A 26,810-nucleotide genomic window follows, 5' to 3' on the forward strand; every position below is an offset into this window, starting at 1 on the left:
ATGGCCTTGCTGACTGTCGCGGGCGTGGCCCTGGATGCCTTGCTGGGCGAACCGCGCCGGCGTCATCCGCTGGTGGGCTTCGGCAACCTGGCCAAACGCCTGGAGCAGCGCTTCAATGCCGGTGGTCGCGGCTGGCGCAGCCATGGCGTCAGCGCCTGGTTCCTGGCGGTGGTGCCGTTGACCCTGGTGGTGCTGATCCTGTCCTGGTTGCCTTATATCGGCTGGCTGGTGGATGTGCTGGCGCTGTATTGCGCCCTGGGCCTGCGCAGCCTGGGCGAGCACGTGCTGCCGGTGGCCCAGGCCTTGCGCCAGGGCGACCTGGACGAGGCGCGGCGCCGGGTGGGTTACCTGGTCAGCCGAGAGACCCGCGAGCTGGACGAGCCCGCAGTGGCCCGGGCGGCCACCGAGTCGGTGCTGGAGAATGGCAGCGACGCGGTGTTCGCCGCGCTGTTCTGGTTCATCGTCGCCGGTGCGCCTGGGGTGGTGCTGTACCGCCTGAGCAACACTTTGGATGCTATGTGGGGCTACCGCAACGAACGCTTCGAGCGCTTCGGCTGGTGCGCGGCGCGGGTCGACGACGTGCTCAACTACCTGCCCGCGAGGCTGGTGGCGCTGACCTACGCGGTGCTGGGCAAGACCCGCCTGGCGCTAGCCTGCTGGCGCAACCAGGCGCCGCTGTGGGACAGCCCCAATGCCGGCCCGGTAATGGCGGCTGGGGCTGGGGCGCTGGGTGTCGAACTGGGCGGCCCGGCGGTGTACCACGGTGAACTGCACGAGCGGCCACGCCTGGGCGAAGGGCCGATGGCCGACGCCGACGCCATCGAGCGCGGCTGGAGCCTGGTGCAGCGCGGCGTATGGTTGTGGTTGCTGGTCATCGGCGTGGGAGCCTACCTGTATGCTTGAACACGGTGGTCGCCTGTTGCGGGCGGTGAAGCAGTACGGCATTGCCCGCGAGCAGTGGCTCGACCTGTCCAGCGGTATCGCCCCCTGGGCGTATCCGGTGCCATCGATTCCGCTGGATGCCTGGGCCCGCCTGCCAGAGACCGAGGACGGCCTGGAACAGGCGGCGCGGCGCTACTACGGGGTCGAGCAGTTGCTGGCGGTGGCCGGGTCGCAGGCGGCGATCCAGGCCCTGCCATTGTTGCGCCCCGCTGGGCGGATCGGCGTGTTGTCGCCCTGCTATGCAGAACACCCACATGCCTGGCGCCGCGCCGGGCATACGCTGGTCGAGCTGGACGACAGCCAGGTCGATCAAGCACTCGACAGCCTCGACGTGCTGCTGCTGGTCAACCCCAACAACCCCACGGGCCGGCGCGTGCCCCGTGAGCGCCTGCTGGCCTGGCATGCCCGCCTGGCTGCCCGTGGCGCCTGGTTGGTGGTGGATGAGGCGTTCATGGACAACACGCCGGCCCACAGCGTGGTCGAGCAGGCCGGGCAAGCGGGGCTGATCGTGCTGCGCTCGTTTGGCAAGTTCTTCGGCCTGGCCGGGGTGCGGCTGGGCTTTGTCATCGCTCCGGCGGAGGTGCTGCAAGGCCTGGCCGAGTCCCTGGGGCCATGGACCGTCAGCGGCCCGACCCGGGTGCTGGGGCAGGCCTGCTTTGCCGACGAGGCCGCGCACTTGGCGCAGATCGCCCGGTGCCGCGCCGCCAGCGAGCGGCTGGCCAGCCTGCTCGCCGCCGCCGGCCTGGCACCCAGCGGTGGCTGCGACCTGTTCCAGTACCTGCGCGACGAGCGCGCCGCGCATCTGCATGACTTTCTTGCCCGTCGCGGCATCCTCGTGCGCCTGTTCGAGCAGCCCCCGGCGCTGCGCCTGGGCCTGCCGGCCAGCGCCGCGGACGCACAACGCCTGGCCCAGGCCCTGGCGGACTACCAGAAGGAATCGGCATGACCACCCTCATGGTGCAAGGCACCACCTCCGATGCCGGCAAGAGCACGCTGGTCACCGCCCTGTGCCGCTGGCTGCTGCGCCAGGGCATCGGCGTGGTGCCGTTCAAGCCGCAGAACATGGCGCTCAACAGCGCCGTGACCGCCGACGGTGGCGAGATCGGCCGGGCCCAGGCGGTGCAAGCCCAGGCTTGCCGGCTGGCGCCGCACACCGACATGAACCCGGTGCTGCTCAAGCCCAACAGCGACACCGGCGCCCAGGTGATCGTCCATGGCCGCGCGGTGACCAGCATGAACGCCGTCGCCTACCACGACTACAAGGCCATCGCCATGCAGGCAGTGCTGGCGTCCCATGGGCGTTTGCGCGAAGCCTATCCGGTGGTGATGGTCGAGGGCGCCGGTTCCCCGGCGGAGATCAACCTGCGTGCCGGCGACATCGCCAACATGGGCTTCGCCGAGGCGGTCGACTGCCCGGTGATCCTGGTGGCTGACATCAACCGCGGCGGGGTGTTCGCCCACCTGGTCGGCACCCTCGAACTGCTGTCGCCGAGCGAACAGGCGCGGGTCAAGGGTTTCGTCATCAACCGTTTTCGCGGCGACATCGCCTTGCTGCAGCCGGGGCTGGACTGGCTGGAGCAACGCACCGGCAAGCCGGTGCTGGGGGTGTTGCCCTATGTCACCGACCTGCACCTGGAGGCCGAGGACGGCATCGACACGCGCCAGGGCGAGAAGGGCGAGCGCCTGCTCAAGGTGATCGTCCCGGTGCTGCCGCGTATCAGCAACCACACCGATTTCGACCCGCTGCGCCTGCACCCACAGGTGGATTTGCAGTTCATCGGCCCGGGCCAGCCGATTCCGCCCGCCGACCTGATCATCCTGCCCGGCTCCAAGAGCGTGCGTGGCGACCTGGCGCAGTTGCGCGAGCGCGGCTGGGACAAGGCCATCGCCCGGCACCTGCGCTATGGCGGCAAGCTCATCGGTATCTGCGGCGGCCTGCAGATGCTTGGCCAGCAGGTGCATGACCCGTTGGGGCTGGAAGGGCCGGCGGGCTCGAGCGAAGGCCTCGGTCTGCTGGACTACAGCACGGTGCTGGCAGCCGAAAAACAGCTGCGCAACGTGTCCGGCGTTCTCGAGCTTGAACAGGCGCCGGTGTCCGGTTATGAAATCCATGCCGGTGTCACCCAGGGGCCTGGATTGGCGCAAGCCTCCGTGCAACTGACCGATGGTCGGCGCGACGGCGCCATCAGCGCCGATGGGCAGATCCTCGCCACCTACCTGCATGGCCTGTTCGAGGGCAGCCAATCGTGCGCCGCGCTGCTGCGCTGGGCAGGCCTTGCCGATGTGCAGGTCATCGACTACGAGGCCTTGCGCGAACGCGACATCGAGCGCCTGGCCGACCTGGTCGAGCAGCACCTGGACACCGCGCGCCTGCGCCAACTCTGTGGAGTGGATGCCCATGCGTAGCCTGATCCTCGGCGGCGCCCGTTCGGGCAAGAGTCGCCTGGCCGAACAACTGGCCGCTGACAGCGGCCAGCCGGTGACCTATATCGCCACCAGCCAGCCGCTGGACGGTGAGATGAGTGAACGTGTGCGCCTGCACCGCGAGCGCCGCCCGGCCCATTGGGGGCTGGTGGAGGAGCCCGTGGCGCTGGCCGATGTGCTGCGCGCTGAAGCCGCCGAAGGGCGCTGCCTGCTGGTGGACTGCCTGACCCTGTGGCTGACCAACCTGCTGATGCTCGAGGATGACCTGCGCCTGGCGCAGGAGCGCGATGCGCTGCTCGATTGCCTGGAACAGCTGCCGGGTACCCTCATCCTGGTCAGCAACGAAACCGGCCTGGGCGTGGTGCCCATGGGCGAACTGACCCGTCGCTACGTCGACCTGGCGGGCACGCTGCACCAGGCCGTGGCCGAACGCTGCCAGCGCGTGGTGCTGACCGTGGCCGGCCTCCCTCTCATGCTCAAAGGACCTGCCCTATGACCCAGATGTGGTGGCGTGACGCCTGCCAACCCCTCGACACCGCCGCCATGGACCAGGCCCGCGCCCGTCAGCAGCAGCTGACCAAACCCACCGGTTCCCTCGGCCAGCTCGAAGGCCTGGCGATCCGCCTGGCCGGCCTGCAAGGGCGCGAGCGTCCCAGCCTGGAGCGGATCGCCATCACGATCTTCGCCGGCGACCATGGCGTGGTGGAGGAGGGCATCTCCGCCTACCCGCAGGCGGTGACCGGGCAGATGCTGCGCAACTTCGTCGGTGGTGGTGCGGCGATCAGCGTGTTGGCGCGCCAGTTGGAGGCTGACCTTGAGGTGGTTGACCTCGGTACCATCGACCCGATGCTGCAACTGCCTGGGGTCCATCACCTGAATCTTGGGCCCGGCACCGCCAACTTCGCCCGTCAGCCGGCGATGACCGACGCGCAACTGGCAGCGGCGCTGCAGGCCGGTCGCGACAGCGCGTTGCGCGCACTCGACAACGGCGCGCAGCTGTTTATCGGCGGCGAAATGGGCATCGGCAACACCACCGCGGCGGCGGCGCTGGCCAGTACCTTGCTGGGCTGCCCGGCGCGTGAGCTGAGCGGCCCGGGCACCGGCCTGGACAGCGCCGGCGTGCGGCACAAGGCCGAAGTGATCGAGCGCGCCCTGGTGCTGCACGGCCTGCGCGCCGACCAGCCGTTGCAGGCGCTGGCCTGTGTCGGCGGCTTCGAGATCGCCGCGCTGGCTGGTGCCTACCTGGCGTGCGCCCAGCATGGCGTGGCGGTGCTGGTCGATGGTTTCATCTGCAGTGTCGCCGCCCTGGTGGCGGTACGCCTCAATCCGCAGTGCCGCCCTTGGCTGCTGTTCGCCCACCAGGGCGCCGAGCCGGGTCACAAGGCCTTGCTGGCGGCCCTGGAGGCCGAGCCGCTGCTGGCCCTGGGGTTGCGCCTGGGCGAGGGCAGCGGCGCGGCGCTGGCGGTGCCGCTGATCCGCCTGGCCTGCGCCCTGCACGGGCAGATGGCGACCTTCGCCGAGGCGGCGGTGGCGGATCGCCCGGCATGATCCTCGAACTGCTGCGCCATGGCGAGACGGAACTGGGGGGCGGTCTTCGCGGCAGCCTCGACGACGCCCTGACCGAGACGGGCTGGGAGCAGATGCGCCAGGCCGTCGCCGACGCCGGCCCCTGGGACGTGCTGGTCAGTTCGCCGTTGCAGCGCTGCGCGGCGTTCGCCGATGAGCTGGGGGCGCGCCTGAACCTGCCGGTGCTGCGCGAGGCCGGTGTGCGCGAGCTGCACTTCGGCGAGTGGGAAGGGCAGAGCGCCGCGCAGATCATGCAGGTCGACGCCGATGCCCTGGGGCAATTCTGGAATGACCCGTATGCCTTCACCCCGCCGGGCGGCGAGCCGGTGCTGGCCTTTGCCGAACGGGTGCTGGCGGCGGTCGAGGGTTTGCGCAGTGTGCATGCAGGCAAGCGCGTGCTGCTGGTCACCCATGGTGGAGTGATGCGTCTGCTGCTGGCGCGAGCGCGTGGCCTGCCACGGGAGCAGTTGTTGCAGGTCGAGGTTGGGCATGGCGCGTTGGTGGGGCTGGCGTTGGACCACGACGGCCAGATGCGCGAGGTGCGTTGAGATGCTGCCGTTCTGGATTGCCCTGCAGTTCCTCAGCAGCTTGCCGGTACGCTTGCCGGGCATGCCAGCGCCCCGGGAGATGGGGCGCTCGCTGCTGTGCTATCCGCTGGTAGGGCTGCTGTTCGGCCTGTTGCTGTGGCTGGCCAGCCATTTGCTGCAAGGCACTGCGGCGCCCTTGCACGCAGCCTTGCTGCTGGCGCTGTGGGTGCTGCTCAGCGGCGCGCTGCACCTGGACGGCCTGGCTGACAGCGCCGACGCATGGCTGGGGGGCTTCGGTGATCGCGAGCGCACTTTGCAGATCATGAAGGACCCGCGCAGCGGGCCGATTGCCGTGGTCACGCTGGTGCTGGTATTGCTGCTGAAGTTCTGTGCCCTCTGGGTGCTGGTCGAGCGGGGCGCTGGTGGCCTGCTGGTGCTGGCGCCGGTGGTGGGAAGGGCGGCGATGCTTGGGCTGTTTCTCGGCACGCCTTACGTGCGTGCGGGTGGACTGGGTGCGGCCCTGGCCGAACACCTGCCCCGGCGCGGCGCGACCTGGGTATTGTTGGTTTCTACGCTGGCCGGACTGGCATTGGGAGGCTCGGCGGTGCTGTGGCCTCTGCTGGCGGCGTTGGTGGTATTCGTGTGGCTGCGCAGGCTGATGTGCCGTCGCTTGGGTGGAACCACAGGAGATACGGCCGGGGCGCTGTTGGAACTGCTGGAATTGACGGTGGTGGTTACCCTGGCGCTGTTCGCATAGCCCTGGGCCGACACGTTCCCCGTGTAGGAGCGGCCTTGTGCCGCGAAAGGGCCGCAAAGCGGCCCCGGCGATATCAGCTTGAAGCACGAATCTAGGGGGCGCTTCGCACCCCTTTCGCGGCACAAGGCCGCTCCTACAAGGGGGCGTGTCTTACATAGATCCCGGAAACCTTCCGCAACTATTGCGTCTATCTTCGTTCGTTCCCCAAAACCACCAGGAACCCCCGCCATGCACCCCTGGATACTCGCCAGCCTGCTGGCCCTTGCCGCCATACCCGTCACCGCCGCCGACCTGATCGATTTCTGGAACACCCCCCGCCACGGCGGCAACAGTTTCAACCGCCTGCTCCCGGACCAAACCTACTTCGATGCCCTGAAAGGCTACGGCGCCAGCTGGGTGCGCCTCTCCTACGATAAATGGCACCCGGCCGAACGCGACTTCCTACTGGGCAACGCCGACGATTACCAGGGCCTGGCCAGCGCCGACATGAAGCAGCTCATCGAGGTCCTCGACCGCGCCCACGCCGCCGGTCTCAAGGTGGTGATCACGCCGCTGTCGCTCCCCGGCATGCGCTGGGCGCAGAACAACCAGAATCGCTTCGACGACCGGCTATGGCAGGACAAGCGTTACTGGACCCAGTCCGCCCGCTTCTGGCGAGACGTTGCCCAGGCCCTCAAGGACCACCCGGCCGTTGCCGCCTACAATCTCATCAACGAGCCCGCGCCCGAGAAGCACGGCGGCCTGGCCGAGCACGCCGACCTTGATCGGATGAAGCACTGGTACGCCCGCGAGCAGGGCGGTGCGCGTGACCTGCCGGCGCTCTATCGGCAGTTGCTGGCGGCGATCCGTGAGGTCGACGGCAAGACGCCGGTCATGGTCGATGCCGGCTGGTACGCCGCCGCCGATGCCTTCGGCTACTGGCCCAAGGCGCTGGCGGATGAGCGTGTGCTGTACAGCGTGCACATGTACGAACCCTATGCCGCCACCAGTGCGCCGAATCTTTCTCGCGAGCAACCTTTCGCCTATCCGGGGCCAGTGCCGTTTGCCGGGCAGACCCGGCAGTGGGATGCCGAGGAGGTCGCCCGCTATCTGCAACAGCCGGTGGATTGGGCCGATTCGATCAAGTTGCCGCGTTCGCGGCTGGTGGTGGGCGAGTTCGGCTGCATGCGCCGGTTGCCCGGGTGCCGGGAATACCTGGAGGATGTGCTAACGGTGCTGGACCGCCAGCAGTTGCATTGGGCCTTCTACAGCTTCCGCGAGGACAGTTGGGATGGCATGGACTACGAACTGGGTTCGGCCAAGGTGCCGTGGCGCTATTGGCAGGCCATCGACAACGCAGCGCCGGACCCCTTGTCACGCAAGGCCACGGCCGAGTTCGAGCCGATTCGCCAGCGCCTGCAGCCTGAACCGACACCTTGAAATCTCTTGCAACATCCATAATGCGGGTATATACACGTATCCATGCTGACCAGTGAATGCATCTGTACCCATCTACGTCGCGCCGCCCGTGGGGTGAGCCGGCATTACGACGAGGCCCTTGCCGGCTTCGGCATCAATGTCGCCCAGTTTTCCCTGCTGCGCCATGTGCAGCGCCTCGACCGCCCCAGCATCACCTGCCTGGCCGAGGCCATGGGCCTGGAACGCAGCACCTTGGGCCGCAACCTCAAGGTACTCGAGGCCGAAGGCCTGGTGCGTCTTGCCGACGGCGACGACCAGCGCAACCGCGTGGTGCTGCTGAGCGAAGCGGGCAGGGCGCGCCTGGACGCCGCCTACCCGGCCTGGCAGCAGGCCCAGGCGCAGTTGGTGGAGCGACTGGGTGAAAGCCAGCGTGACGAGTTGGTACGCTTGCTGGAGCAGCTTGCCTGAACGACTACGATAGAAAGCGGGTATATACCCGCATCAACCTTGCGATGGGCTGGAGACAACGACAATGACTTCCCTTTGGCGGAGCAGCGGTTGGGTACTTCTGGGGGCGGCGCTGATCCTGGCGCTGTCGCTGGGGGTGCGACATGGATTCGGCCTGTTCCTGGCGCCGATGAGCGCCGAGTTTGGCTGGGGGCGCGAGGTGTTCGCCTTCGCCATCGCCCTGCAGAACCTGATCTGGGGCCTGGCCCAGCCGTTCACCGGCGCCCTGGCCGACCGCCTGGGTGCGGCCAAGGTGGTGGTGATCGGCGGCATCCTCTACACCGCCGGCCTGGTGATGATGGGCATGGCCGACTCGGCCTGGTCGCTGTCGCTGAGTGCCGGCCTGCTGATCGGCATCGGCCTGTCCGGTACCTCATTCTCGGTGATCCTCGGCGTGGTTGGGCGCGCGGTGCCGCCGGAAAAGCGCAGCATGGCCATGGGCATTGCCAGCGCCGCCGGCTCCTTCGGCCAGTTCGCCATGCTTCCCGGCACCCTGGGCCTGATCCAGTGGCTGGGCTGGTCGGCGGCCTTGCTGGTGCTGGGTCTGATGGTGGCGCTGATCGTGCCGTTCGTAGGCCTGTTGCGTGATAACCCGCTGCCCAGCCACGGCGCCGAGCAGAGTCTCGGCCAGGCGCTGCGCGAGGCCTGCTCGCATTCCGGTTTCTGGCTGCTGGCGCTGGGCTTTTTCGTCTGCGGCTTCCAGGTGGTGTTCATCGGTGTTCACTTGCCGGCCTACCTGGTCGACCAGCACTTGCCAGCGATCACCGGCACCACCGTGCTGGCGCTGGTCGGCCTGTTCAATATCGTTGGCACCTATACGGCGGGCTGGCTTGGCGGGCGCATGTCCAAGCCGCGCCTGCTGACCGGCCTGTACCTATTGCGCGCCGTGGTCATCGTGCTGTTCCTCTGGGCGCCGGTGACCCAGTTCAGCGCCTACCTGTTCGGTATCGCCATGGGCCTGCTGTGGCTGTCCACGGTGCCGTTGACCAATGGCACCGTGGCCACGCTGTTCGGTGTGCGCAACCTGTCGATGCTCGGCGGCATCGTGTTCCTGTTCCACCAGTTGGGCGCGTTCCTGGGGGGCTGGCTGGGCGGGGTGGTCTATGACCAGACCGGCAGCTACGACCTGGTGTGGCAGATCTCGATCCTGCTCAGCCTGCTGGCCGCGGCCCTCAACTGGCCGGTGCGCGAGCACCCGGTCGCCCGCCTGCAGGCCCAGGCTGCATGAACCGCCTGCTTGGGCGTGGCTTGCTGCTGGTCGCTACGGTGCTGGTGCTGGCGCTGGTGTGGTGGGGCTGGCACAAGGGTGGGCTGGCGTTGATGCAGTTGGGCATGAGCCTGTGTTAAACGCTACCCTGCACACTCAAGGAATCATGTGCAGGAGACCGCTATCATGCATACCCGTTGGCTGACCCTACCCCTGCTGGCCCTGGCCGCCGCCACTTCGAGCTGGGCGGTGGACTGCCCCGCGCTGCTCCAGGGCAGCCTGCCGGAGCTGCGCGGCAAGGAGCAGATCGACCTGTGCCAGCGCTTCGCCGGCAAGCCACTGGTGGTGATCAACACCGCCAGCTACTGCGGCTTCGCCCCGCAGTTCGAAGGCCTCGAGGCGACCTACAAGGACTACCACGAACAGGGCCTGGAAATGCTTGGCGTGCCGTCCAACGACTTCAAGCAGGAAGACGCCGACAGCGACAAGACTGCCAAGGTCTGCTACGCCAACTACGGCGTGACCTTCACCATGACCAAGGCCCAGCCGGTGCGCGGCAAGGACGCGATCCCGCTGTTCGTCGAACTGGCCCGGCAGAGCAGCGCGCCGAAGTGGAATTTCTACAAGTACGTGGTGGACCGCAAGGGCAAGGTGATTGGCAACTTCTCCAGTTTGACCAAACCGGATGATCCGGCGTTCAGGGCGGCGATCGACAAGGCGATTGCTTCGCAGCCTGTAGGGCAATAGGTCCGGCGTGGGCCGACAATGACCTGATATTTTTGCCAGTTTTCTTCGGTTGCGAAGTGGTTCAGCCTTGTTGAAAAATCGCCTTCGGCCGGTGGGCAACATGGTAATGAACTATCTAGCGGCATGCGACCAGCAACATTCCGTTCTAGCCTCTGCAGGTATTGCCCGTGGCTACACGCCTTATGGTGCTCTGCCCTTGATTACGGGGGGGAGGCTGGGGTATGTCGGTCAGCTACGTGAAGCGTTGCATGGGCTTTATCACTTGGGTAATGGCTACCGAAGTTACGCTCCCTACTTGATGCGGTTTTTATCTCCAGATGCATTGAGCCCGTTCGGCAAGGGGGGCATCAATGCGTATGCCTATTGTGCGGGTGATCCGATAAATCACCAGGATCGTAATGGGCGGACCCGTGACGTTAATCCTCATACGCAAGTGGTGCAGGCGCTGGGTCATGGAAAGATCCCCTTGATTATTCATGGATTAAGAAGGTTGAAGCACATGGCAGAGGTAGCCGTAGGTAAAAATCCGCACAATGTCTCACCACCTGGATTAAGAGATTTCGCGTTGGCGACGACAAGCGTTATTGCGGACTCTGCAACTCTGATAGTCGCCCAAAATGGTTTCTGGGGGAACACTCCCAGTGGTGGTCAGTACTACGATGATCTTCCAGATAGTGTGGTTCTTGGTGACATGCATTTCGATATGACACTGGCTAATCTAGTAATGTTTTCATATGCGCTTGATGCGTACGCTGAGGGTGACCTCCACCGGTTTACCGCAGATGAAATTACGATAAACAGGCCTGCCCCTACTCCTGTTCCGTTTGAGGAAGTTCAGGCGAAGCTGCGTGGCGACTCGGATGGCAATGCATAGCAAGATACCTCAGATATCCCATGAGCCTGCTCAACGTCATCCGCCGTTTCATCAAGGTCATCGTAGCTGGCAGTATCATCAGTTGCGCCCACAACCTGTGCCTGGCTGGCTGCTTTGTACTGACGGCGTAGGTGCGGTTGTTCATGGGCCACCTGCAGCGCTGCCTGGGCGAGCAGTGGTGCATGCAGGCATGAAAAAACCGCCACAAGGGCGGTTTTTTCATGCAGCGATGGTCACTCAGAAGCGGTAGGTCAGCGAAGCACCAACGCCATGGGCGCTGTTTTCGTACTTGGCCTGGTAGCTGCCCTTCAGCGCGCCTTCCTGCAGGCTGTGCGGACGGTTGTTGACCTTGGTGTCTTCTTCCCACAGGTAGGAATAAGCCACGTCGATGGTCATGTCCTCGGTCGGGCTCCAGCCGGCACCGATGCTGAAGATCTTGCGATCGCCAGTAGGAATGCGCGGGGAGCGGTTGGTGTTGTTGGTCGGCGACTGGTCAACCGAGAAACCGGTACGCAGGGTCCACTCCTTGTTCACCTTGTAGGCGGCGCCAATGGCGTGGGCCCAGGTATCGTGCCAGTTCTGCTCTTCGGTGATGGTGCCGAACTGCGCGGCCAGTGGCCCCGAGATTTCGTTGTTGACCGTGATGTTCTCCAGGCGGCTCCAGCGGGTCCAGGTGCTGCCGGCGTACAGGGTCCAGTTGTCATCCAGCTCGTGGGTGACCGAGAAGTCCACCGATTCCGGGGTCTTGATCTTCAGGGTGGCGTCGTACTTCTGCCCAGTCTGCCCGAGCAACGGGTAGTTGAGCATGGTCTTGCCTTCGAGCTTGTAGTCGACCATCGAATGGTAGGTCAGGCCGACGCGGGTACGATCAGTCGCCTGCACCAGGATACCGATGTTGTAGCCGACCGCAGTGTCGTCGCCTTTGATCTTCACTTCGCCATCAGCCGGACGCAGCGGCGAGATACTGGCCAGGTTCGAGCCCAGTTCGCCCTTGATGCGGTTGATGGTCGGACCGAAACCGATCGAGACCTTGTCGTTGAACGCGTAGCTGACGGTCGGCTGGAAGGTCACGACCTCGACATGGCTCTTTTTACCCCAGTAGCGCGCGGCATCGTCGCTACCGTAGTCGGTGACCAGGCCGAATGGCACGTAAACGCCGAAACCGACGCTCCAGTGGTCATCGATCGACTTGACGTAGTAGCCCATCGGTACACCGACCACAGGCACCATGTCACCGTCTGTTTCCCCCCCCTTGCTGCTGCCTGGGCCCGAAATATCGGACTTGGCGATCACTGCCGCGCCACCGACGGTAATCTGGTCGCGCTTCAGGCGGGACATGCCCGCCGGGTTGCCGTACACGGTGCTGGCATCTTCGGCAGAAGAAGAACGACCCGCGAAACCTGTCCCCATACCGCTGACGCTTTGTTCGTTGAGGGCGAAACCACTGGCGAACAATTGGCTGGAAGCGAGGGCAACGGCAATGCCGAGAGAGGTTTTGAGCATAACTTTTTTCATTATTAGAAACTCCTTGGGATCTCCGGGGCGAAAAGCTACCAACAAATGCCGCTCCACGCTATAGGCGCAAACACCGGAGATAGAGCGGTTTTGTAGGACAATCCGACCAAAATTCCTTTTTTTCGCGGTAATGAAGGTGGGCAGGTCAGGAGGCCAGCACCTGGATCGGCTCGACACAGTGCTGCCAGGCGCGGGTGAAATCGCGCAGGCGACCCTGGGGGTGGAAGGTCTGGCGCCAGATGCGCGCCAGGCCCAGCAGGTCGTCGGCGGCCGGCAGCGGCAAAGCCTGTTCCTCAATGAGCATCCAGGCAATGGCGGTGGCGTAGCGCAGGTTGACGGTCAGCTCGAGGTGCGGGCCGCCCAGGAACGCATGCTGGCTGGCCAGGCCACGGACCAGGCTGGCCAGTTCCGGGTCGCGCGCCAGGTACTGGTCCCACAGGCTGCGGTGGCGCTGTTCGCCGATGCGGTACAGGCCATGGCCACGTCGATCGTGCAGGGCCGAGCCCAGGGCTGATTGGCTGGCGGCAACGCCCAGTAACAAAGCTTCGGCGCTGTCGCAGTGGCGATCCAGGTAAAGGAGGGTTGGCCGGATCACATATTGACTCAACTCGTTCGCAGCGATGCCCATGATGGCCTCTGGCTAAGAAGGACCGACGGGCGCTGGAGCTTGGCAGCTGGTGAGTGGTCAGGCCCGCCGGAAGCGGCGCTGGCCGCTCGAGTTGAAGTGTAGTGTGATAAGCGTGGTGTAAAGGGCTGTTTTTAAATCGATTGCTGTCTGAGGGCGCAAGGCATATGCCTGCTGGCAATTACGCCAATCGCCGTCAGACAGGCTGTCGAGGGATGCATTCATGGCGTGAATCACCCGCCATTCAGTCATGCGGTTAGCGACTGGCGGGTACGATCGATCACGGCCTGCAGTGGTTCTGCCCGGTTGTATTGCTCCGGGTAGAGACGCTCGCTGTGACAGGCGATGCCATGTTCGTCGACCAGGGTGAAGCTGAAGCTGCCCTTGCGTGGGGCGACGATCAGGCACTTCAGTGGAGCGAAGGCCTGGGAGAGGGTGCCGAAGGCAGCCTGGATTTGCTGATGGTTGCTCATATTGTTGGATGTTCCTGCGTAAGACACGGTATTCGATCCGTGCACTATAGAAACGTTCCAGTGACGTCTTTATTAAGGAGACGTAAGAACCTGACTGGAACAGGGCAGCCAGAAAGGCGCGTGCAATAAGGTGTGCGCTGGGCTGACTGGTAGGTACGACAGAAGGCAGGCAGCACACCGGTGCCAAGGTCCTAGGCGCCGGGGAAGATCCTGATCAATCTGAAACGTGATTCGTGCAGGGCAAGGTTTTGCCAAGTGAATCATCGAATGGGCCAGTCCCGATGGGGCAGCGCTTGCTCGTATGGGCGGGCTGCAGGGACACAAGTGGCCAGAATTGACTTTCAGCTGGGTACTAACAGGGCGCACCCTACACGAACAATGGCAGATTGGCAAGTATTTGGTTTATCTGCGGGAAGCCGACCATTATGGCGTCAATCATCGCGCCTGTGAAGAGGGGAAAGGACCCCGGCAAGGCCCCGGATGACCCGTTTTCGTGCAGCGACCTGCCCATTGGCGGGGCACTTGTACACATTCGAACGGGGAGTTGTAACCCTCTTGCAACATCCTGTGGACGCCTCGCCAATGACTTGACTGACGGCTTAAGTCAATGAAAAAAAACACTAATTTTTGCTGGTGAAAAAATCGACAGTTTGACTGAAAGCCCCATTTCACAGGGGTTTGCGGGCTGCATGAAGGGGTTGTCCACCGAGTTATCCACAGCTTCTGTGGATTGTCCCGGGCGCTTGCTCTAGTACGCGCGTGCCAGCTGTTTCATCAAGTGTCGGACAATCGGAGACTCGCAGGGCGGTCGGCATTCTTGGTCGCGAAACGTCAAGAAAAAATCAGCAAATTTTTTTTCGATCAGCCGTAAGTCGAAGGGGTCTTCGCCGACGAAAAGGAGTAGAGTGGCGCGCCTTTCGAGTCACCAACGCTGTCGGTCATGAAGCTTCGCGGTAAACACCTCGCCCCCTCGGTTGCAGCCTCCTCGTTGCCCTCTTCCAATCGGTTTTCCCTGAAAGTGGCCCTGTGGCTGCTCGACAGCCCGCGCCTGGGCGACAAGCCCAGCGTCAAGCACCTGGCCGGGCGCATGCTCAAGCAGCCGGCGCGCCAGGGCGTGGTGGTGGCCCAGAGCCGCCTGGGGCAGATGCTCTGCCGCGACTGTGGCAATGCGCGGGATCGGCGCATTGGTCATGAGCTGTTGCGCCAGGCCGCCCGTGCCGGCGATCGGCGGGCGCAGTTGGAGTATGGCCGCCTGTGCCCGGAGCCGGAGCAGGCCCGCTACTGGCTGGAGCTGGCGGCAGGGCAGGGCTCGCAGGAGGCCCGACGGTTGCTGCGGCAGTTGTAGGGGCCGGGCGTTCGCCAGTCACGACGCGCGGTGGTGGGCAGCCTGGGACAACGCCGAGCTGATAAGCTGCACGGCAATCGTCAATGTTCGTTCGGGGTTAGCATGACAGTGGATCTGACCAGCATCCTGCTGGGCTTGGTGGCAGGTGCGGTGCCTTGCCTGGGCTGGGTCATGCAGGTGCAGCGCGGCCAGGGCGCGCGCAAGGCCGAGCAGGCCTTGCTGCAAGAGCGGCTGAATGCCGCGCAGTTGGCCCAGGCTGGCTTGCAGGCGCAACTGGAGGCCAGCCGCGACGAGATCAGCGACCTCAGCGAGGCCAACACCGTCAAGCAGACCCAGCTGGCCGCCCAGGGCCGCGAGCTTGAGCTGTTGCAGATCGATCGCGACAATGCCCGCGACGCGGCCCACGCCTGGAGCCTGGAGCGTGCCAACCGCGAAGCCGAGCAGCGTCGCCTGGAAGCCCAGGCCGCGCGGCTGGAGGCTGAGTTGCGTGAGCAGCAAGAAAGTCACCAGCAACGTCTGGAAGACTTGCAGGAAGCCCGCGACACCCTGCGCGCGCAGTTCGCCGACATGGCCACGAAAATCTTCGATGAGCGCGAACAGCGCTTCGCCCAGACCAGTCAGCAACACCTCGGGCAGTTGCTCGACCCGCTCAAGGAACGTATCCAGGCCTTTGAAAAGCGTGTCGAGGAAAGCTACCAGCAGGAGGCCCGCGAGCGCTTCTCCCTGGGCAAGGAGCTCGAGCGCCTGCAACAACTCAACCTGCGCCTGTCCGACGAAGCCACCAACCTCACCCAGGCCCTCAAGGGCCAGAAGACTCAAGGCAACTGGGGCGAGCTGATCCTCGAGCGGGTGCTGGAGCACGCCGGCCTGGAGAAGGGCCGCGAGTACCAGACCCAGGTCAGCCTCAAGAGCGCCGATGGCGAGCGCTTCCAGCCGGATGTGCTGATCATGCTGCCGGGCGACAAGCAGGTGGTGGTCGATGCCAAGGTCAGCCTCACCGCCTACCAGCAGTTCGTTGGTAATAACGACGAGGCGGCGCTCAAGCAGCATGTGCAGTCGTTGCGCAACCATGTCAAAGGCTTGTCGAGCAAGGACTACAACCGCCTCGAAGGGTTGCACAGCCTGGATTTCGTGTTGCTGTTCGTGCCCATCGAGGCGGCGTTCTCGGCGGCGTTGCAGGCTGAGCCGAACCTGTTCCAGGAGGCTTTCGACCGGCAGATCGTGATCGTCAGCCCGACCACCCTGCTGGCCACCCTGCGGGTGATCGACAGCTTGTGGAAGCAGGAGCGCCAAGGTCAGAACGCCCGCGAGATTGCCGAGCGGGCCGGTTGGCTGTACGACAAGTTCGTGCTGTTCATCCAGGACCTGGACGAACTCGGCGCGCGCCTGGCCCAGGTCGACAAGGCCTATGCCGCGGCGCGCAACAAGCTGTGCGAAGGGCGTGGCAACCTGGTCAGCCGCAGCGAGCAGCTCAAGCTGCTCGGCGCCCGGGCCAGCAAGAGCCTGCCGGCCGAACTGATCGAACGCGCGCTGAGCGACGAAGCGCTTACTGAACCAGGCTCAGATGGCGGTTGAGCAGGGCGCGCAGGGCTGCCGGCTTGACCGGCTTGGCCAGGTAATCGAGGCCGGCGGCGTGGACCATGGCGATGGTCTCGTTGCGACCATCGGCGCTGATCACCACCCCGGGTACCGGCTCGCCCAGGCGCGCGCGTAGCCAGCCCATCAGCCCGGTGCCGGTCTCGCCGTCGTCGAGGTGGAAGTCCACCAGCGCCAGGTGCGGGCGCAAGCCCTTGGCCAGTAGCGCCTCGCATTCGGCCTGGTTGCGCGCTGTGGATACCTGGCAGCCCCAGCGGCTGAGCAGGCTGTTCATGCCGATCAGAATGCTGTCTTCGTTGTCCACGCACAGCACCTGCAGCCCGGCCAGCGGCTGGCCAGCCTGCTCCACGGGCGCTGGCGCGGCGGGGGCGGCGCTGTGAGCGACGGGCACGCCCACCCGGAACACGCTGCCCTTGCCCGGCCAGGAGCGGACTTCCAGTTGGTGGCCGAGCACCCGGCACAGGCCGTCGGCAATCGCCAGGCCCAGGCCGAGGCCTTTCTCGGCACGGGTCTGGTGGCTGTCGAGGCGTTTGAACTCCTGGAAGATCACCGCCAGCTTGTCATCGGCGATGCCTGGGCCGCGGTCCCATACCTCAAGCCACAGGCGTTCGCCCTGGCGGCGCACGCCGAGCAGGATCGGCCCCTTGCCATAGCGCAGGGCATTGGTGAGGAAGTTCTGCAGGACCCGGCGCAGCAGTTTCATGTCGCTGTCGACCCGCAGGCGGCTGCCGCGCAAGCGGAATTCCAGGCCTTTTTCGGCAGCCAGCAGCTTGAACTCGGCGCCCAGGGTGTCGAACAACTGGTTGAGGGCGAAGGGCTTGACGTCTGGGGTGACCCTGCCGTTTTCCAGGCGCGAGATATCCAGCAGGTCGCTGATCAGTTCTTCGGCCGAGCGCAGCGAGCTGTCCATGTGTCCGACTAGCTGGCGGGCTTCGTCGTTCATGCCTTCGGCTTGTTGCGACAGGGCCGCGGAGAACAGCCGCGCGGCATTCAGCGGCTGCATCAGGTCGTGGCTGACGGCGGCGAGGAAGCGCGTCTTGGATTGGCTGACGGCTTCGGCGCGGCTCTTGGCCTCGATCAACGCCTGGTTGAGCTGCGACAGTTCGCGGGTGCGTTCGGCGACCCGCTGCTCGAGGCCTTCGTTGGCATCGCGCAGGGCCTGCTCGGCTTCGCGGAACGGGGTGATGTCGGTGAAGCTCATGACGAAGCCGCCGCCTGGCATCGGGTTGCCGATCAGTTCGATCACCCGGCCGTTGGGGAACAGCCGTTCGGAGGAGTGGGCGCGGCCCTGGCGCATCCAGTGCAGGCGCCGCGCCACGTGGACCTGGGCCTCGCCCGGGCCGCACAGGCCGCGTTCGGCGTTGTAGCGGATGATGTCGGCGATCGGCCGGCCAACGCTGATCAGCCCGTCGGGGTAGTTGAACAGCTCCAGGTAGCGGCGGTTCCAGGCCACCAGGTGCAGGTTCTGGTCGACCACGCTGATGCCCTGGTTGATGTTCTCGATAGCGCCTTGCAGCAGCGCGCGGTTGAACTGCAGCACCTCGCTGGCTTCGTCGGCGATGCGCACCACGTCCTCGAGCTGCATGTCGCGGCCTTCGATGGCCGCCTTGACCACGGCGCGGGTCGAGGAGGTGCCGAGCACGCCGGCCAGCAGGCGCTCGGTGTGCTCGATCCAGTCGCCATCGGCGTTCTGGTTGGGGTTGAAACCCTTGCCCTGGCGATAGGCGAAGCGGATGAAGCTTTGCCGGGCGCGCTCTTCGCCGACGAAGCGCGCGGCCAACTTGAGCAAGTCGTCGATCTGCACCGCCAGCAGCGGCTTGCTGCTGGGGCGGGCGCTGGTCTGCTGGCCGATGAAGCGCCCGGCCTGCCAGTGCTCGGACACACGGGTACGCGACAGGATCGAGACCCAGGCGAAGAGGGTGAAGTTACCCGCCAGCGACAGCACCACGCCTTGGGTCAGCGGGGTGATCGGCAGGTCCAGTGGGTTGCCATGCAGCCACGCCAGGCCCGGGAACAGTTGTAGCGACCAGCCCAGGCTGTGGGCGGTGATCGGCAGCACCAGGGTGTAGAACCACAGGAAGATGCCGGCGGCGAGGCCGGCGAACACGCCGCGCCGGTTGGCCTGCTTCCAGTACAGCGCGCCGAGCATCGCCGGGGTCAGCTGGGTGACCGCGGCGAAGGCGATCTGGCCGATGGTGGCCAGGCTCGCGGTGGAGCCGAGCAGGCGGTAGCTGACGTAGGCCAGCAGCAGGATCACCACGATGGTCACCCGGCGTACCGAGAGCATCCAGTGGCGGAACACCTCGAATGGCCGCTCGGCGTTGTTGCGTCGCAGTAGCCAGGGCAGCAGCATGTCGTTGGAGACCATGGTCGACAGCGCCACGGCCTCGACGATGACCATGCCGGTGGCCGCCGAGGCGCCGCCGATGAACGCCAGCAAGGCCAGGCTCGGGTGTGCCTCGGCCAGTGGCAGGCTGATGACGAAGGAGTCGGAGATCACCGTGCCCGGCAGGAGCATCTGCCCGGCCAGGGCAATCGGCACCACGAACAGCGCGGCCAGGGCCAGGTACAGTGGGAACACCCAGCGTGCCAGGCGCATGTCCTGGGGCTCGATGTTCTCCACCACGGTGACGTGGAACTGTCGCGGCAGGCAGATGATCGCCATCATCGCCACGGCGGTCTGCACCACCATCGACGGCCAGTTGATGGTCTCCTGCCAGTAGCTGTCCAGGTGCACCGACTGCCGTGCCTGGGTGAACAGGTCGTCGAAGCCGTCGTACAGGTTGAACACCACGAACACGCCGACGGCAAGGAAGGCCAGCAGCTTGACCAGCGATTCGAAGGCGATGGCCAGGACCATGCCGCGGTGGTGTTCGGTGACGTCCAGGCTGCGGGTACCAAAGACGATGGCGAATAGCGCCAGCACCAGCGACACCACCAGGGCGGTGTCCTGCACACGGCTGCCGGTGGCATCGGCGCTGGCGCCAATCAGCAGGTTGACGCCCAGCACGATGCCCTTGAGCTGCAGGGCGATATACGGCAGCACGCCGACCAGGCAGATCAGCGCCACCACCACGGCGAGGCTCTGCGACTTGCCGTAGCGGGCGGCGATGAAGTCGGCGATCGAGGTGATGTTCTGCTGCTTGCTGATCAGCACCATCTTCTGCAGCACCCAGGGCGCGAAGATCAGCAGCAGCACCGGGCCCAGGTAGATGGGCAGGAACGCCCAGAGTTGCTCGGCGGCCTGGCCGACGGCGCCGAAGAAGGTCCAGCTGGTGCAGTACACCGCCAGCGACAGGCTGTACACCCAGGCGCGCAGGCGCGGCGGCAGCGGGGTGCTGCGGCGGTCGCCATAGAAGGCGATGGCGAACATGATGGCCATATAGGCCAGGGCGACCACGGCGATCAGCCCGCTGGACAACGACATGCAAACTCCGAAGCAGAAAAGAAACGCGGTCCCGATCAATCAGTCTGGCACGCAGCCGGCGTTGCGTCAGCGCAGACGATGGTCGCAGTGGCAGGACGTCGCAGGGCCGGCGCCTAATCGACCTGCCGACGCGTGCCCAGCCAATAGAACAGCGCTGCCAATATGACCGACCCGATGAGCAGGTAGAAAACCGCCGCCGGCAGCAGGTGCCCCAGCGCCAGGCCCACCAGGATCGGCCCCAGTCCACCGCCCAGGTTGGACAGGTTCTGCGCGCCATAATAAACCCCGCGCAGGTGTTCCGGCGCGATCAGGTCGATGAACATGAATTCGGCCGGGATCACGATGATCTCACCCAAGGTGAACACCAGCATCGCCAGGCACCACGCCGGCGCCGAAGCCGCCACGGAAAACCCCAGCAACCCGGCGATGAACATGGCCATGCCGGTCATCAGCCAGGGCATCAACTGCTGGCGCGCGATGCGCCGGCCGATCAGGTACTGCAGGGCAATCACCGTGACGGCGTTGGTGGTCACCAGGTAGCCCGCCAGCCGCGCGACCTGCGCAGGGTCCTGCAGGGTAACCACCAGGTATTGTGACAGGTAGGCGGTGAATTGGCCGAACACCACGGCGCTGAGCACGCCACCCAGGGTAAAGCAGACCAACCGGCGGTCACGCAGCATGCCCAGGGCGACCTGGGCGAAACCCGCGGCCGGTGGTTTTTCGTTGTGGCTGCGCAGGTCGCGTTGGCCCAGGCGGTAGTAGGTCAGGCTCAGGGCCAGGCCGATCGCGGCCGAGACCAGGAAAGGCAGATGGTCGTTGGCCTCGATCAGCAACACCCCCAGCATCGGCCCGGCAGCCCAGGCGATGTTGTTGAAGGTGTACTTGATGGCGAACACTTCGCCGCGTTGCGCCTCGGGCAGCAGGGCGCAGAACCCGGCCTTGGCGGCGATGTCCACGACCGTCTGGGCCAGGTAGGCGACGACCAGGAAGCAGAAGAACGGCACGGCCGATGGGCTGGCGACGATGGCGATGAAGGCGAGGGCGAACACCAGGGTACTGGCGACGATCAGCGTGTGGCTGCGCAACGTGTCGACCAGGTGCCCGCCGTAGGGGCCCAGCAGCGACGCCAGGAACATCGCGCCACCGACCAGCAGGCCGGTCTGGCCGATCGACAAGGCTAGGTGGGTGGAGAGGTACACCACCAGGTAGGGCAGGGTGATCGCCCGCGCCATGGTCAAGGTGAAGGTGGTGAACAGCAGCAGGCGGACGGCGGCAGGGTAGCTTTTCAGGGCACGGAGCATCGACGGATCCTTGTCATTGTTAGCGGCCAAGCATATGCCAGGCGCCGGCCCAGACGCTATATCTTTAAAATAGATAACAGATAGAGAAATTACCCGTTATATAGATATTCTTTTCGGGCATAAGATGGGTTCACCTTACACAAGGCCAGGAGAGACCCCATGCCCTGCACCCAGACCCGCGCGCCATCCTGGCGCCCGTTCAGCCAATTGGCCCATCCCCGCGAGGTGATTCGCCAGTTCACCCCCAACTGGTTCGCCGCGACCATGGGCACCGGGGTGTTGGCGCTGGCCCTGCATCAGGTCCAGTTGCCAGGGCTGGACATCGTGGCCGAAGGCCTGTGGTGGCTGGCCATTGGCCTGTTCGTCTTGTTCTGTGTCTTGTATGGCGCCCGCTGGTTGATGTTCTTCGACGAGGCCCGGCGCATCTTCGCCCACTCCACCGTGTCGATGTTCTTCGGCACCATCCCCATGGGCCTGGCCACCATCCTCAACGGTGCCCTGGTGTTCGGCATGGCGCGCTGGGGGGAGGCCGTGGTGCCTTGGGTGGAGGCTCTTTGGTGGCTGGATGTGGGCCTGGCGTTGCTGTGCGGCGTGGCTATTCCCTACCTGATGTTCACCCGCCAGGAGCACAGCATCGACCAGATGACCGCGGTCTGGCTGCTGCCAGTGGTGGCGGCGGAAGTTGCCGCAGCCAGCGGTGGGCTGCTGGCCCCGCACCTGGCCGATGCCCACCAGCAGTTCCTGGTGCTGATCACCAGCTACGTGATGTGGGCAGTGTCGCTGCCGGTGGCGTTCAGCATCCTGACCATCCTCATGCTGCGCATGGCCCTGCACAAGTTGCCGCCGGCCAACATGGCCGCCTCCAGCTGGTTGGCCCTGGGCCCGATCGGTACCGGCGCGCTGGGCATGCTGGTGCTCGGCGGCGATGCGCCGGCGGTGTTCGCCGCCAATGGCCTGGGTGGGTTGGGCGAGGTGGCGCGCGGGCTGGGCCTGGTGGCCGGGGTCGTGCTCTGGGGCGCGGGGCTGTGGTGGTTGCTGACCGCCGTGCTGATCACCCTGCGCTACATGCGCCAGGGCATGCCGTTCAACCTGGGCTGGTGGGGGTTCACCTTCCCGCTGGGGGTATACTGCCTGGCCACGCTGAAGCTGGCGGCCTGGTTGTCGCTCGGTTTCTTCAGCGTGTTCGGCCTGGTGCTGGTGGTGGCGTTGGCCCTGCTCTGGGCGGTGGTGGCCAGCCGCACCCTGCGTGGGGCGTGGCGAGGGGAGCTGTTCGTGTCGCCGTGTATTGCGCAGGCGTAGCTGGACAGCACGAGGGCCCGGCAGTACTGTCGGGCTTGCTCGCTTGGCGAAGACGCATGGAGGCGGTTATCTGTGTCTGGAGGGGCAGGGCGCAGACAACAAGAACAAGCGGGCAAGGAGCGCCTGAATGGAGCCGAATTCGATCGTTTCGCTCAAGTCCTATGCCAAAGGCGTCAGCCTTCATGTGCACGACTTCCACCAGTTGGTCATCCCTACCCACGGCACCATGGAAATAGAAGTCGATGGCACGCAAGGGCATCTGACCAATGCCAGGGGCATACTGATCCCCGCCGCCAGCCATCACCGTTTCAATGCCTCCTCGGGTAGCCAGTATGTGGTTGCCGACATCCCCATCGACTTCCGCCTGGCCGATGGCCGCCCGGTAGGGGCGCTGCACCTGCTCGACCAACGTTTCTTCAACGTGCCCTTGTCGTTCTGCCACCTGATCGCCTTTCTCAGAGGGGCAGTTCAGGAGCAGCGCGCCGTCGACACCGGCGCCTGGCTCAGGTTGGCCTTGAGCGCTATCTCCGGGCAGGCTGCGTTGGCCACGGACGCGAAGTACACGCCGCTGACCAAGGCCACGACGTTCATGCGGGCCAATCTCGACCAGCCGATCACCTGCAAGCACGTGGCTGTTGCTGCCGGTGTCAGCGAGCGCAAGCTCAACTACCTGTTCAATCAGTCATTGCGGATGACGCCCCATGCCTACTTGCTGGAGCTGCGCATCGAACGGGCGATTGGCCTGCTCTCCGGCAGCCGGCTGCCCATCAGTGACATTGCGCGGGCCAGCGGCTTTTCCGATCAGAGCGCGTTGACCCATGCGCTGAAGCGCGCCCGCGATATCACCCCGGCCAGGTTGCGGCGCGCCAGCGCCTGATCGCCCTGGCGCAACCTGGCTGGCCTTGCAGGCGGCAACAAAAAAATTGCCGGATCCTGCAAGCCGCGCCCATGACGGCTGGCGTACGTTTCGCTCACCACCTCGACGGGTTACGAGCGTCCCATGTCCGAAGCGTTGCACAGTAACTCCCTCGCACCCGCTAGCCTGAAGAAGTCCGCCAACGCCTGCGGCTTGCTGGCGATCATGATGTGGGCGGCGCTGGCGCTGTTGACCACCCAGACCCAGGGCATCCCGCCTTTCCAGTTGCTGTTTCTGTCATTTTGCATTCCTTTCGGCCTTGCCTGCCTGGCCGCGCTGGGTGGCTGGCGGGGTGGCTTCCGGGCTTGGCGACAGCCGGTGGGGGTCTGGTGTTCCGGATTCGCCGCGATCTTCCTGTATCACGCCTTCTACTTTTTTGCCCTCAAGGCCGCGCCGCCGGCGCAGGCCAGCATGATTGCCTACCTGTGGCCGCTGTTGATCGTGCTGTTCAGTGCCCTGCAGGGTGGGGGGCGCCTCAACCGCCTGTGCCTGCTGGGCGCCTGCCTGGGTCTGGCCGGCACAGCCTTGATCTTGCAACCGCAGAGCAGTGTGCTCACCACGCGCATCTTGCTCGGCTATGCCGCCGCGTTGTGTTGCGCGTTGGTGTGGTCGAGCTATTCGGTGTTCAACAAGCGCCATGAAGGCGCGCCGGTCGGCGTTATTGGCGGGATCTGCGGGTTGGTCGCCCTGGCCGGGTTCATTTGTCACCTGCTGCTGGAAGACACGGTGATCCCTGATGCCCGAGGCTGCCTGGCGATTGTGCTGCTGGGGCTCGGCCCGGTCGGGCTGGCGTTCTTCGCCTGGGACTACGCCACCAAAAGCGGCAATGCCGAGTTCCTGGGGGCGGTTTCCTACCTGGCCCCGTTGATCTCGACCGTGCTCCTGGTGCTGGCAGGCGTGCTGATCCTCGATCTGCGGCTGATGGCCGCGGCCGGGTTGATCGTCGCGGGCACCCTGGTGGCGACCTTCGGCGCTCGCTGACGGCTGAACAGGGTGTTCGGCCGTAATACTCTCGATAAGGATATCTCTATGCTCAGAGTGCTGGCGGTCAGTGCTCCCCACTGGCAGTTTCGTCCTGCAGGCCACGAACAACACCTGAACAGCAGCACGCCTTTCAGTCCGCACAATGCGATCAGGGGCTGTGCCCATGAGGCCCGCGAGGGCATCGGTGCATGGGGGCGCAGCAATTGGAGCAGCGCCTAGGGGCTGCATACCTATGCCTACCATCCCGGCTGGTTGAGTGCGCTGTTTGCGCGCTTCGGCATGAGCGTGAAAGCGGTCCGGCATGCCGAGATCGGCCAGGCCTTCGTGATGCCTGAGCTTGAAATCGCGCTGTGCGAGCAAGGCGGCGGATGACGGGTTGCGCGCGCAGCCTGCTCGCTGGGTTGCCTTCCTGGCCTGTTCCCGTGCAGATTTGTGGCTTGGCGCGCTGTGCGCGCCTCCAATGACAAAGCCCAATCAGGTACACGGACGATGAGTCACCCCTCGCAATTCACCCTGCTCGGCAAGCGGCGCTTTCTGCCGTTCTTCATTACCCAGTCGCTGGGCGCCTTCAACGACAACCTGTTCAAGCAGTCGCTGATCCTGGCGATCCTCTACAAGCTGAGCCTGGAAGGCGACCGCTCGATCTGGGTCAACCTGTGCGCCTTGCTGTTCATCCTGCCGTTTTTCCTGTTCTCGGCCTTGGCCGGGCAGTTTGGCGAGAAGTTCGCCAAGGACCGGCTGATCCGCGTGATCAAGCTGGCCGAGATCGCCATCATGGCCATCGGCGCGACCGGCTTTGTCACCCATCATCTGGAATTGATGCTGCTGGCGCTGTTTGCCATGGGTACTCACTCGGCGCTGTTCGGCCCGGTGAAGTACTCGATCCTGCCCCAGGCCCTGCGTGAGGAGGAGTTGGTGGGGGGTAACGGCCTGGTGGAGATGGGCACCTTCCTGGCGATCCTGGCCGGAACCATCGGCGCCGGGGTGCTGATGTCGTCGTCCAGCTATGCCGCGCTGGCCGCGGCGGGCGTGGTGGGCACCGCCGTGCTCGGCTACCTGGCCAGCCGCTGGATCCCCCGTGCCGCCGCCGCCGCGCCGGAGATGAAGCTGGACTGGAACATCTTCAAGCAGTCCTGGGCCACCCTGCGCCTGGGTCTGGGGCAGACCCCGGCGGTGTCGCGCTCGATTGTCGGTAACTCCTGGTTCTGGTTCGTCGGCGCCATCTACCTGACGCAGATCCCGGCCTATGCCAAGGACTGGCTGCACGGCGACGAGACCGTGGTGACCCTGGTGCTGACCCTGTTCTCGGTGGGTATCGCCGTCGGTTCGCTGCTGTGCGAGCGCCTGAGCGGGCGCAAGGTGGAAATCGGCCTGGTGCCGTTCGGCTCGTTCGGCCTGACCTTGTTCGGCCTGCTCTGGTGGTGGCATTCGGGGGATGTGCCGGTCGGCGCGACGGCGCATGACTGGCTGGCCTTGCTGGGGATGAGCCAGGCCTGGTGGATCATGGCTTCGATCGTTGGCCTTGGGGTATTCGGCGGTTTCTACATCGTGCCGCTGTACGCGCTGATCCAGGCGCGCACTGCCGAAGGCGAGCGGGCCCGGGTGATTGCCGCCAACAACATTCTCAACGCGCTGTTCATGGTGGTTTCGGCGCTCATCACCATCGTGCTGTTGAGCGTGGCCAAGTTGAGCATCCCGCAACTGTTCCTGGTGGTGTCGCTGCTCAATATCGCGGTCAATGCCTATATCTTCCGGATCGTGCCGGAGTTCACCATGCGCTTCCTGATCTGGCTGCTCAGCCATTCGATGTATCGGGTCGCGCACCGTGATCTGCAGCGTATTCCCGACGAAGGCGCGGCACTGCTTGTGTGCAACCATGTTTCGTTCGTCGATGCGCTATTGCTTGGTGGCGCCATCCGCCGGCCGATCCGCTTCGTGATGTACTACAAGATCTACAACCTGCCGGTACTCAACTTCGTGTTCCGCACTGCCGGGGCCATTCCGATCGCCGGGCGCGGCGAGGACGAGGCCACCTACGAACGAGCCTTCGCCCGCATCGCCCAGTACCTGGCCGACGGCGAGCTGGTGTGCATCTTCCCCGAAGGCAAGCTGAGTTCGGATGGTGAGATCGATGTGTTCAAGGGTGGGGTCAGCCGTATCCTGGAGGAAACGCCGGTGCCGGTGATTCCGTTGGCGTTGCAGGGGCTGTGGGGGAGTTTCTTCAGTCGCGACCCGAACAAGGGCTTGTTCAAGCGCCTGTGGTCGCGGGTGACCATTGTCGCTGGCGCCGCCATCCCGGCGGAGGCGGCGCAGCCTGAAGCGCTGCGCGAACAGGTGAGCCTGCTGCGCGGCGCGATGCGTTAAGGCAGTGGGGTGAAGG

Annotated in this window: 24 protein-coding genes; 19 read left to right on the top strand and 5 right to left on the bottom strand. The window is 65.1% G+C overall.

The genetic code is table 11. The features are described 5' to 3' along the window. From cbiB to HU772_RS06345, 13 genes are all read left to right on the top strand, one after another. A complete protein-coding gene (cbiB, locus tag HU772_RS06290; RefSeq protein WP_186656142.1) occupies nucleotides 1-903 on the top strand; it encodes an adenosylcobinamide-phosphate synthase CbiB in 903 nt (300 codons plus the stop codon). Continuing rightward, nucleotides 896-1,888: a threonine-phosphate decarboxylase CobD gene (gene cobD, locus HU772_RS06295; protein WP_186655550.1), complete on the top strand. Its 993-nt coding sequence runs from the start codon at nucleotides 896-898 to the stop codon at nucleotides 1,886-1,888. The genes cbiB and cobD overlap by 8 nt, the downstream gene beginning before the upstream one ends. Then, the gene (locus HU772_RS06300) at nucleotides 1,885-3,348 is read left to right on the top strand and encodes a cobyric acid synthase (protein WP_186655553.1); all 1,464 of its coding nucleotides are present in this window, start codon (nucleotides 1,885-1,887) and stop codon (nucleotides 3,346-3,348) included. Before cobD ends, HU772_RS06300 begins: the two co-directional genes overlap by 4 nt. Then, nucleotides 3,341-3,862: a bifunctional adenosylcobinamide kinase/adenosylcobinamide-phosphate guanylyltransferase gene (gene cobU, locus HU772_RS06305; RefSeq protein ID WP_186655555.1), complete on the top strand. Its 522-nt coding sequence runs from the start codon at nucleotides 3,341-3,343 to the stop codon at nucleotides 3,860-3,862. Before HU772_RS06300 ends, cobU begins: the two co-directional genes overlap by 8 nt. Beyond that, entirely contained in the window at nucleotides 3,859-4,914 is a 1,056-nt protein-coding gene (cobT, locus tag HU772_RS06310; RefSeq protein ID WP_186655558.1) for a nicotinate-nucleotide--dimethylbenzimidazole phosphoribosyltransferase, read from the top strand. Before cobU ends, cobT begins: the two co-directional genes overlap by 4 nt. After that, nucleotides 4,911-5,480: an alpha-ribazole phosphatase family protein gene (gene cobC, locus HU772_RS06315; protein ID WP_186655561.1), complete on the top strand. Its 570-nt coding sequence runs from the start codon at nucleotides 4,911-4,913 to the stop codon at nucleotides 5,478-5,480. The genes cobT and cobC overlap by 4 nt, the downstream gene beginning before the upstream one ends. A 1-nt stretch (nucleotide 5,481) precedes the next feature. Beyond that, nucleotides 5,482-6,216, top strand: a complete 735-nt coding sequence (locus HU772_RS06320) for an adenosylcobinamide-GDP ribazoletransferase (RefSeq protein ID WP_186655564.1) — start codon at nucleotides 5,482-5,484, stop codon at nucleotides 6,214-6,216. A 228-nt stretch (nucleotides 6,217-6,444) separates the two neighbouring features. Next, entirely contained in the window at nucleotides 6,445-7,635 is a 1,191-nt protein-coding gene (locus HU772_RS06325) for a glycoside hydrolase family 5 protein (RefSeq protein ID WP_186655567.1), read from the top strand. Between the two features lie 42 nt (nucleotides 7,636-7,677). Then, nucleotides 7,678-8,082, top strand: coding sequence for a MarR family winged helix-turn-helix transcriptional regulator (locus HU772_RS06330; protein ID WP_186655570.1), 405 nt, complete (start codon nucleotides 7,678-7,680; stop codon nucleotides 8,080-8,082). Between the two features lie 64 nt (nucleotides 8,083-8,146). Further along, a complete protein-coding gene (locus tag HU772_RS06335; protein ID WP_186655573.1) occupies nucleotides 8,147-9,349 on the top strand; it encodes an MFS transporter in 1,203 nt (400 codons plus the stop codon). After that, entirely contained in the window at nucleotides 9,346-9,468 is a 123-nt protein-coding gene (locus tag HU772_RS25070) for a hypothetical protein (RefSeq protein ID WP_264082553.1), read from the top strand. The genes HU772_RS06335 and HU772_RS25070 overlap by 4 nt, the downstream gene beginning before the upstream one ends. Before the next feature lie 46 nt (nucleotides 9,469-9,514). Beyond that, nucleotides 9,515-10,075: a glutathione peroxidase gene (locus tag HU772_RS06340; protein WP_186655576.1), complete on the top strand. Its 561-nt coding sequence runs from the start codon at nucleotides 9,515-9,517 to the stop codon at nucleotides 10,073-10,075. A 100-nt stretch (nucleotides 10,076-10,175) separates the two neighbouring features. Further along, nucleotides 10,176-10,949: an RHS repeat-associated core domain-containing protein gene (locus HU772_RS06345; RefSeq protein WP_186655579.1), complete on the top strand. Its 774-nt coding sequence runs from the start codon at nucleotides 10,176-10,178 to the stop codon at nucleotides 10,947-10,949. Between the two features lie 237 nt (nucleotides 10,950-11,186). Here the strand turns inward: HU772_RS06345 and HU772_RS06350 are convergent, their stop codons facing one another. From HU772_RS06350 to HU772_RS06360, 3 genes are all read right to left on the bottom strand, one after another. Then, the gene (locus HU772_RS06350) at nucleotides 11,187-12,464 is read right to left on the bottom strand and encodes an OmpP1/FadL family transporter (RefSeq protein ID WP_186655593.1); all 1,278 of its coding nucleotides are present in this window, start codon (nucleotides 12,462-12,464) and stop codon (nucleotides 11,187-11,189) included. Nucleotides 12,465-12,609: 145 nt separating this feature from the next. Further along, a complete protein-coding gene (locus tag HU772_RS06355) occupies nucleotides 12,610-13,092 on the bottom strand; it encodes a hypothetical protein (protein ID WP_186655596.1) in 483 nt (160 codons plus the stop codon). 245 nt (nucleotides 13,093-13,337) lie between these two features. After that, on the bottom strand, nucleotides 13,338-13,562 hold the full coding sequence (locus tag HU772_RS06360) for a hypothetical protein (protein WP_186655599.1): 225 nt from the start codon (nucleotides 13,560-13,562) through the stop codon (nucleotides 13,338-13,340). A gap of 940 nt (nucleotides 13,563-14,502) precedes the next feature. Between HU772_RS06360 and HU772_RS06365 the strand changes: the two genes are divergently transcribed. Both HU772_RS06365 and HU772_RS06370 read left to right on the top strand, forming a co-directional pair. Further along, nucleotides 14,503-14,907 (top strand): tetratricopeptide repeat protein, encoded by a 405-nt coding sequence (locus HU772_RS06365; RefSeq protein ID WP_186655602.1) that lies wholly within the window; start codon nucleotides 14,503-14,505, stop codon nucleotides 14,905-14,907. A gap of 216 nt (nucleotides 14,908-15,123) precedes the next feature. Then, the gene (locus HU772_RS06370; protein WP_186656144.1) at nucleotides 15,124-16,482 is read left to right on the top strand and encodes a DNA recombination protein RmuC; all 1,359 of its coding nucleotides are present in this window, start codon (nucleotides 15,124-15,126) and stop codon (nucleotides 16,480-16,482) included. Here the strand turns inward: HU772_RS06370 and HU772_RS06375 are convergent. Both HU772_RS06375 and HU772_RS06380 read right to left on the bottom strand, forming a co-directional pair. After that, nucleotides 16,454-19,930, bottom strand: a complete 3,477-nt coding sequence (locus tag HU772_RS06375) for a hybrid sensor histidine kinase/response regulator (protein WP_186655615.1) — start codon at nucleotides 19,928-19,930, stop codon at nucleotides 16,454-16,456. The genes HU772_RS06370 and HU772_RS06375 overlap by 29 nt on opposite strands. Before the next feature lie 113 nt (nucleotides 19,931-20,043). Beyond that, complete coding sequence (locus HU772_RS06380; RefSeq protein WP_186655618.1) at nucleotides 20,044-21,231, bottom strand: MFS transporter; 1,188 nt, start codon at nucleotides 21,229-21,231, stop codon at nucleotides 20,044-20,046. A gap of 159 nt (nucleotides 21,232-21,390) precedes the next feature. Between HU772_RS06380 and HU772_RS06385 the strand changes: the two genes are divergently transcribed. From HU772_RS06385 to HU772_RS06400, 4 genes are all read left to right on the top strand, one after another. Further along, nucleotides 21,391-22,530: a TDT family transporter gene (locus HU772_RS06385; RefSeq protein ID WP_186655621.1), complete on the top strand. Its 1,140-nt coding sequence runs from the start codon at nucleotides 21,391-21,393 to the stop codon at nucleotides 22,528-22,530. Between the two features lie 127 nt (nucleotides 22,531-22,657). Then, complete coding sequence (locus HU772_RS06390; protein WP_186655623.1) at nucleotides 22,658-23,407, top strand: AraC family transcriptional regulator; 750 nt, start codon at nucleotides 22,658-22,660, stop codon at nucleotides 23,405-23,407. Nucleotides 23,408-23,530: 123 nt separating this feature from the next. Continuing rightward, nucleotides 23,531-24,427 (top strand): DMT family transporter, encoded by an 897-nt coding sequence (locus tag HU772_RS06395; protein ID WP_186655626.1) that lies wholly within the window; start codon nucleotides 23,531-23,533, stop codon nucleotides 24,425-24,427. A 492-nt stretch (nucleotides 24,428-24,919) separates the two neighbouring features. Continuing rightward, nucleotides 24,920-26,794 carry an MFS transporter gene (locus HU772_RS06400; protein WP_186655629.1) on the top strand — a complete coding sequence of 625 codons (1,875 nt, stop codon included), beginning with the start codon at nucleotides 24,920-24,922 and terminating at the stop codon, nucleotides 26,792-26,794. The last annotated feature ends 16 nt before the right edge of the window (nucleotides 26,795-26,810 follow it).

It is taken from the genome of Pseudomonas xantholysinigenes (assembly GCF_014268885.2).
GTDB lineage: Bacteria > Pseudomonadota > Gammaproteobacteria > Pseudomonadales > Pseudomonadaceae > Aquipseudomonas > Aquipseudomonas xantholysinigenes.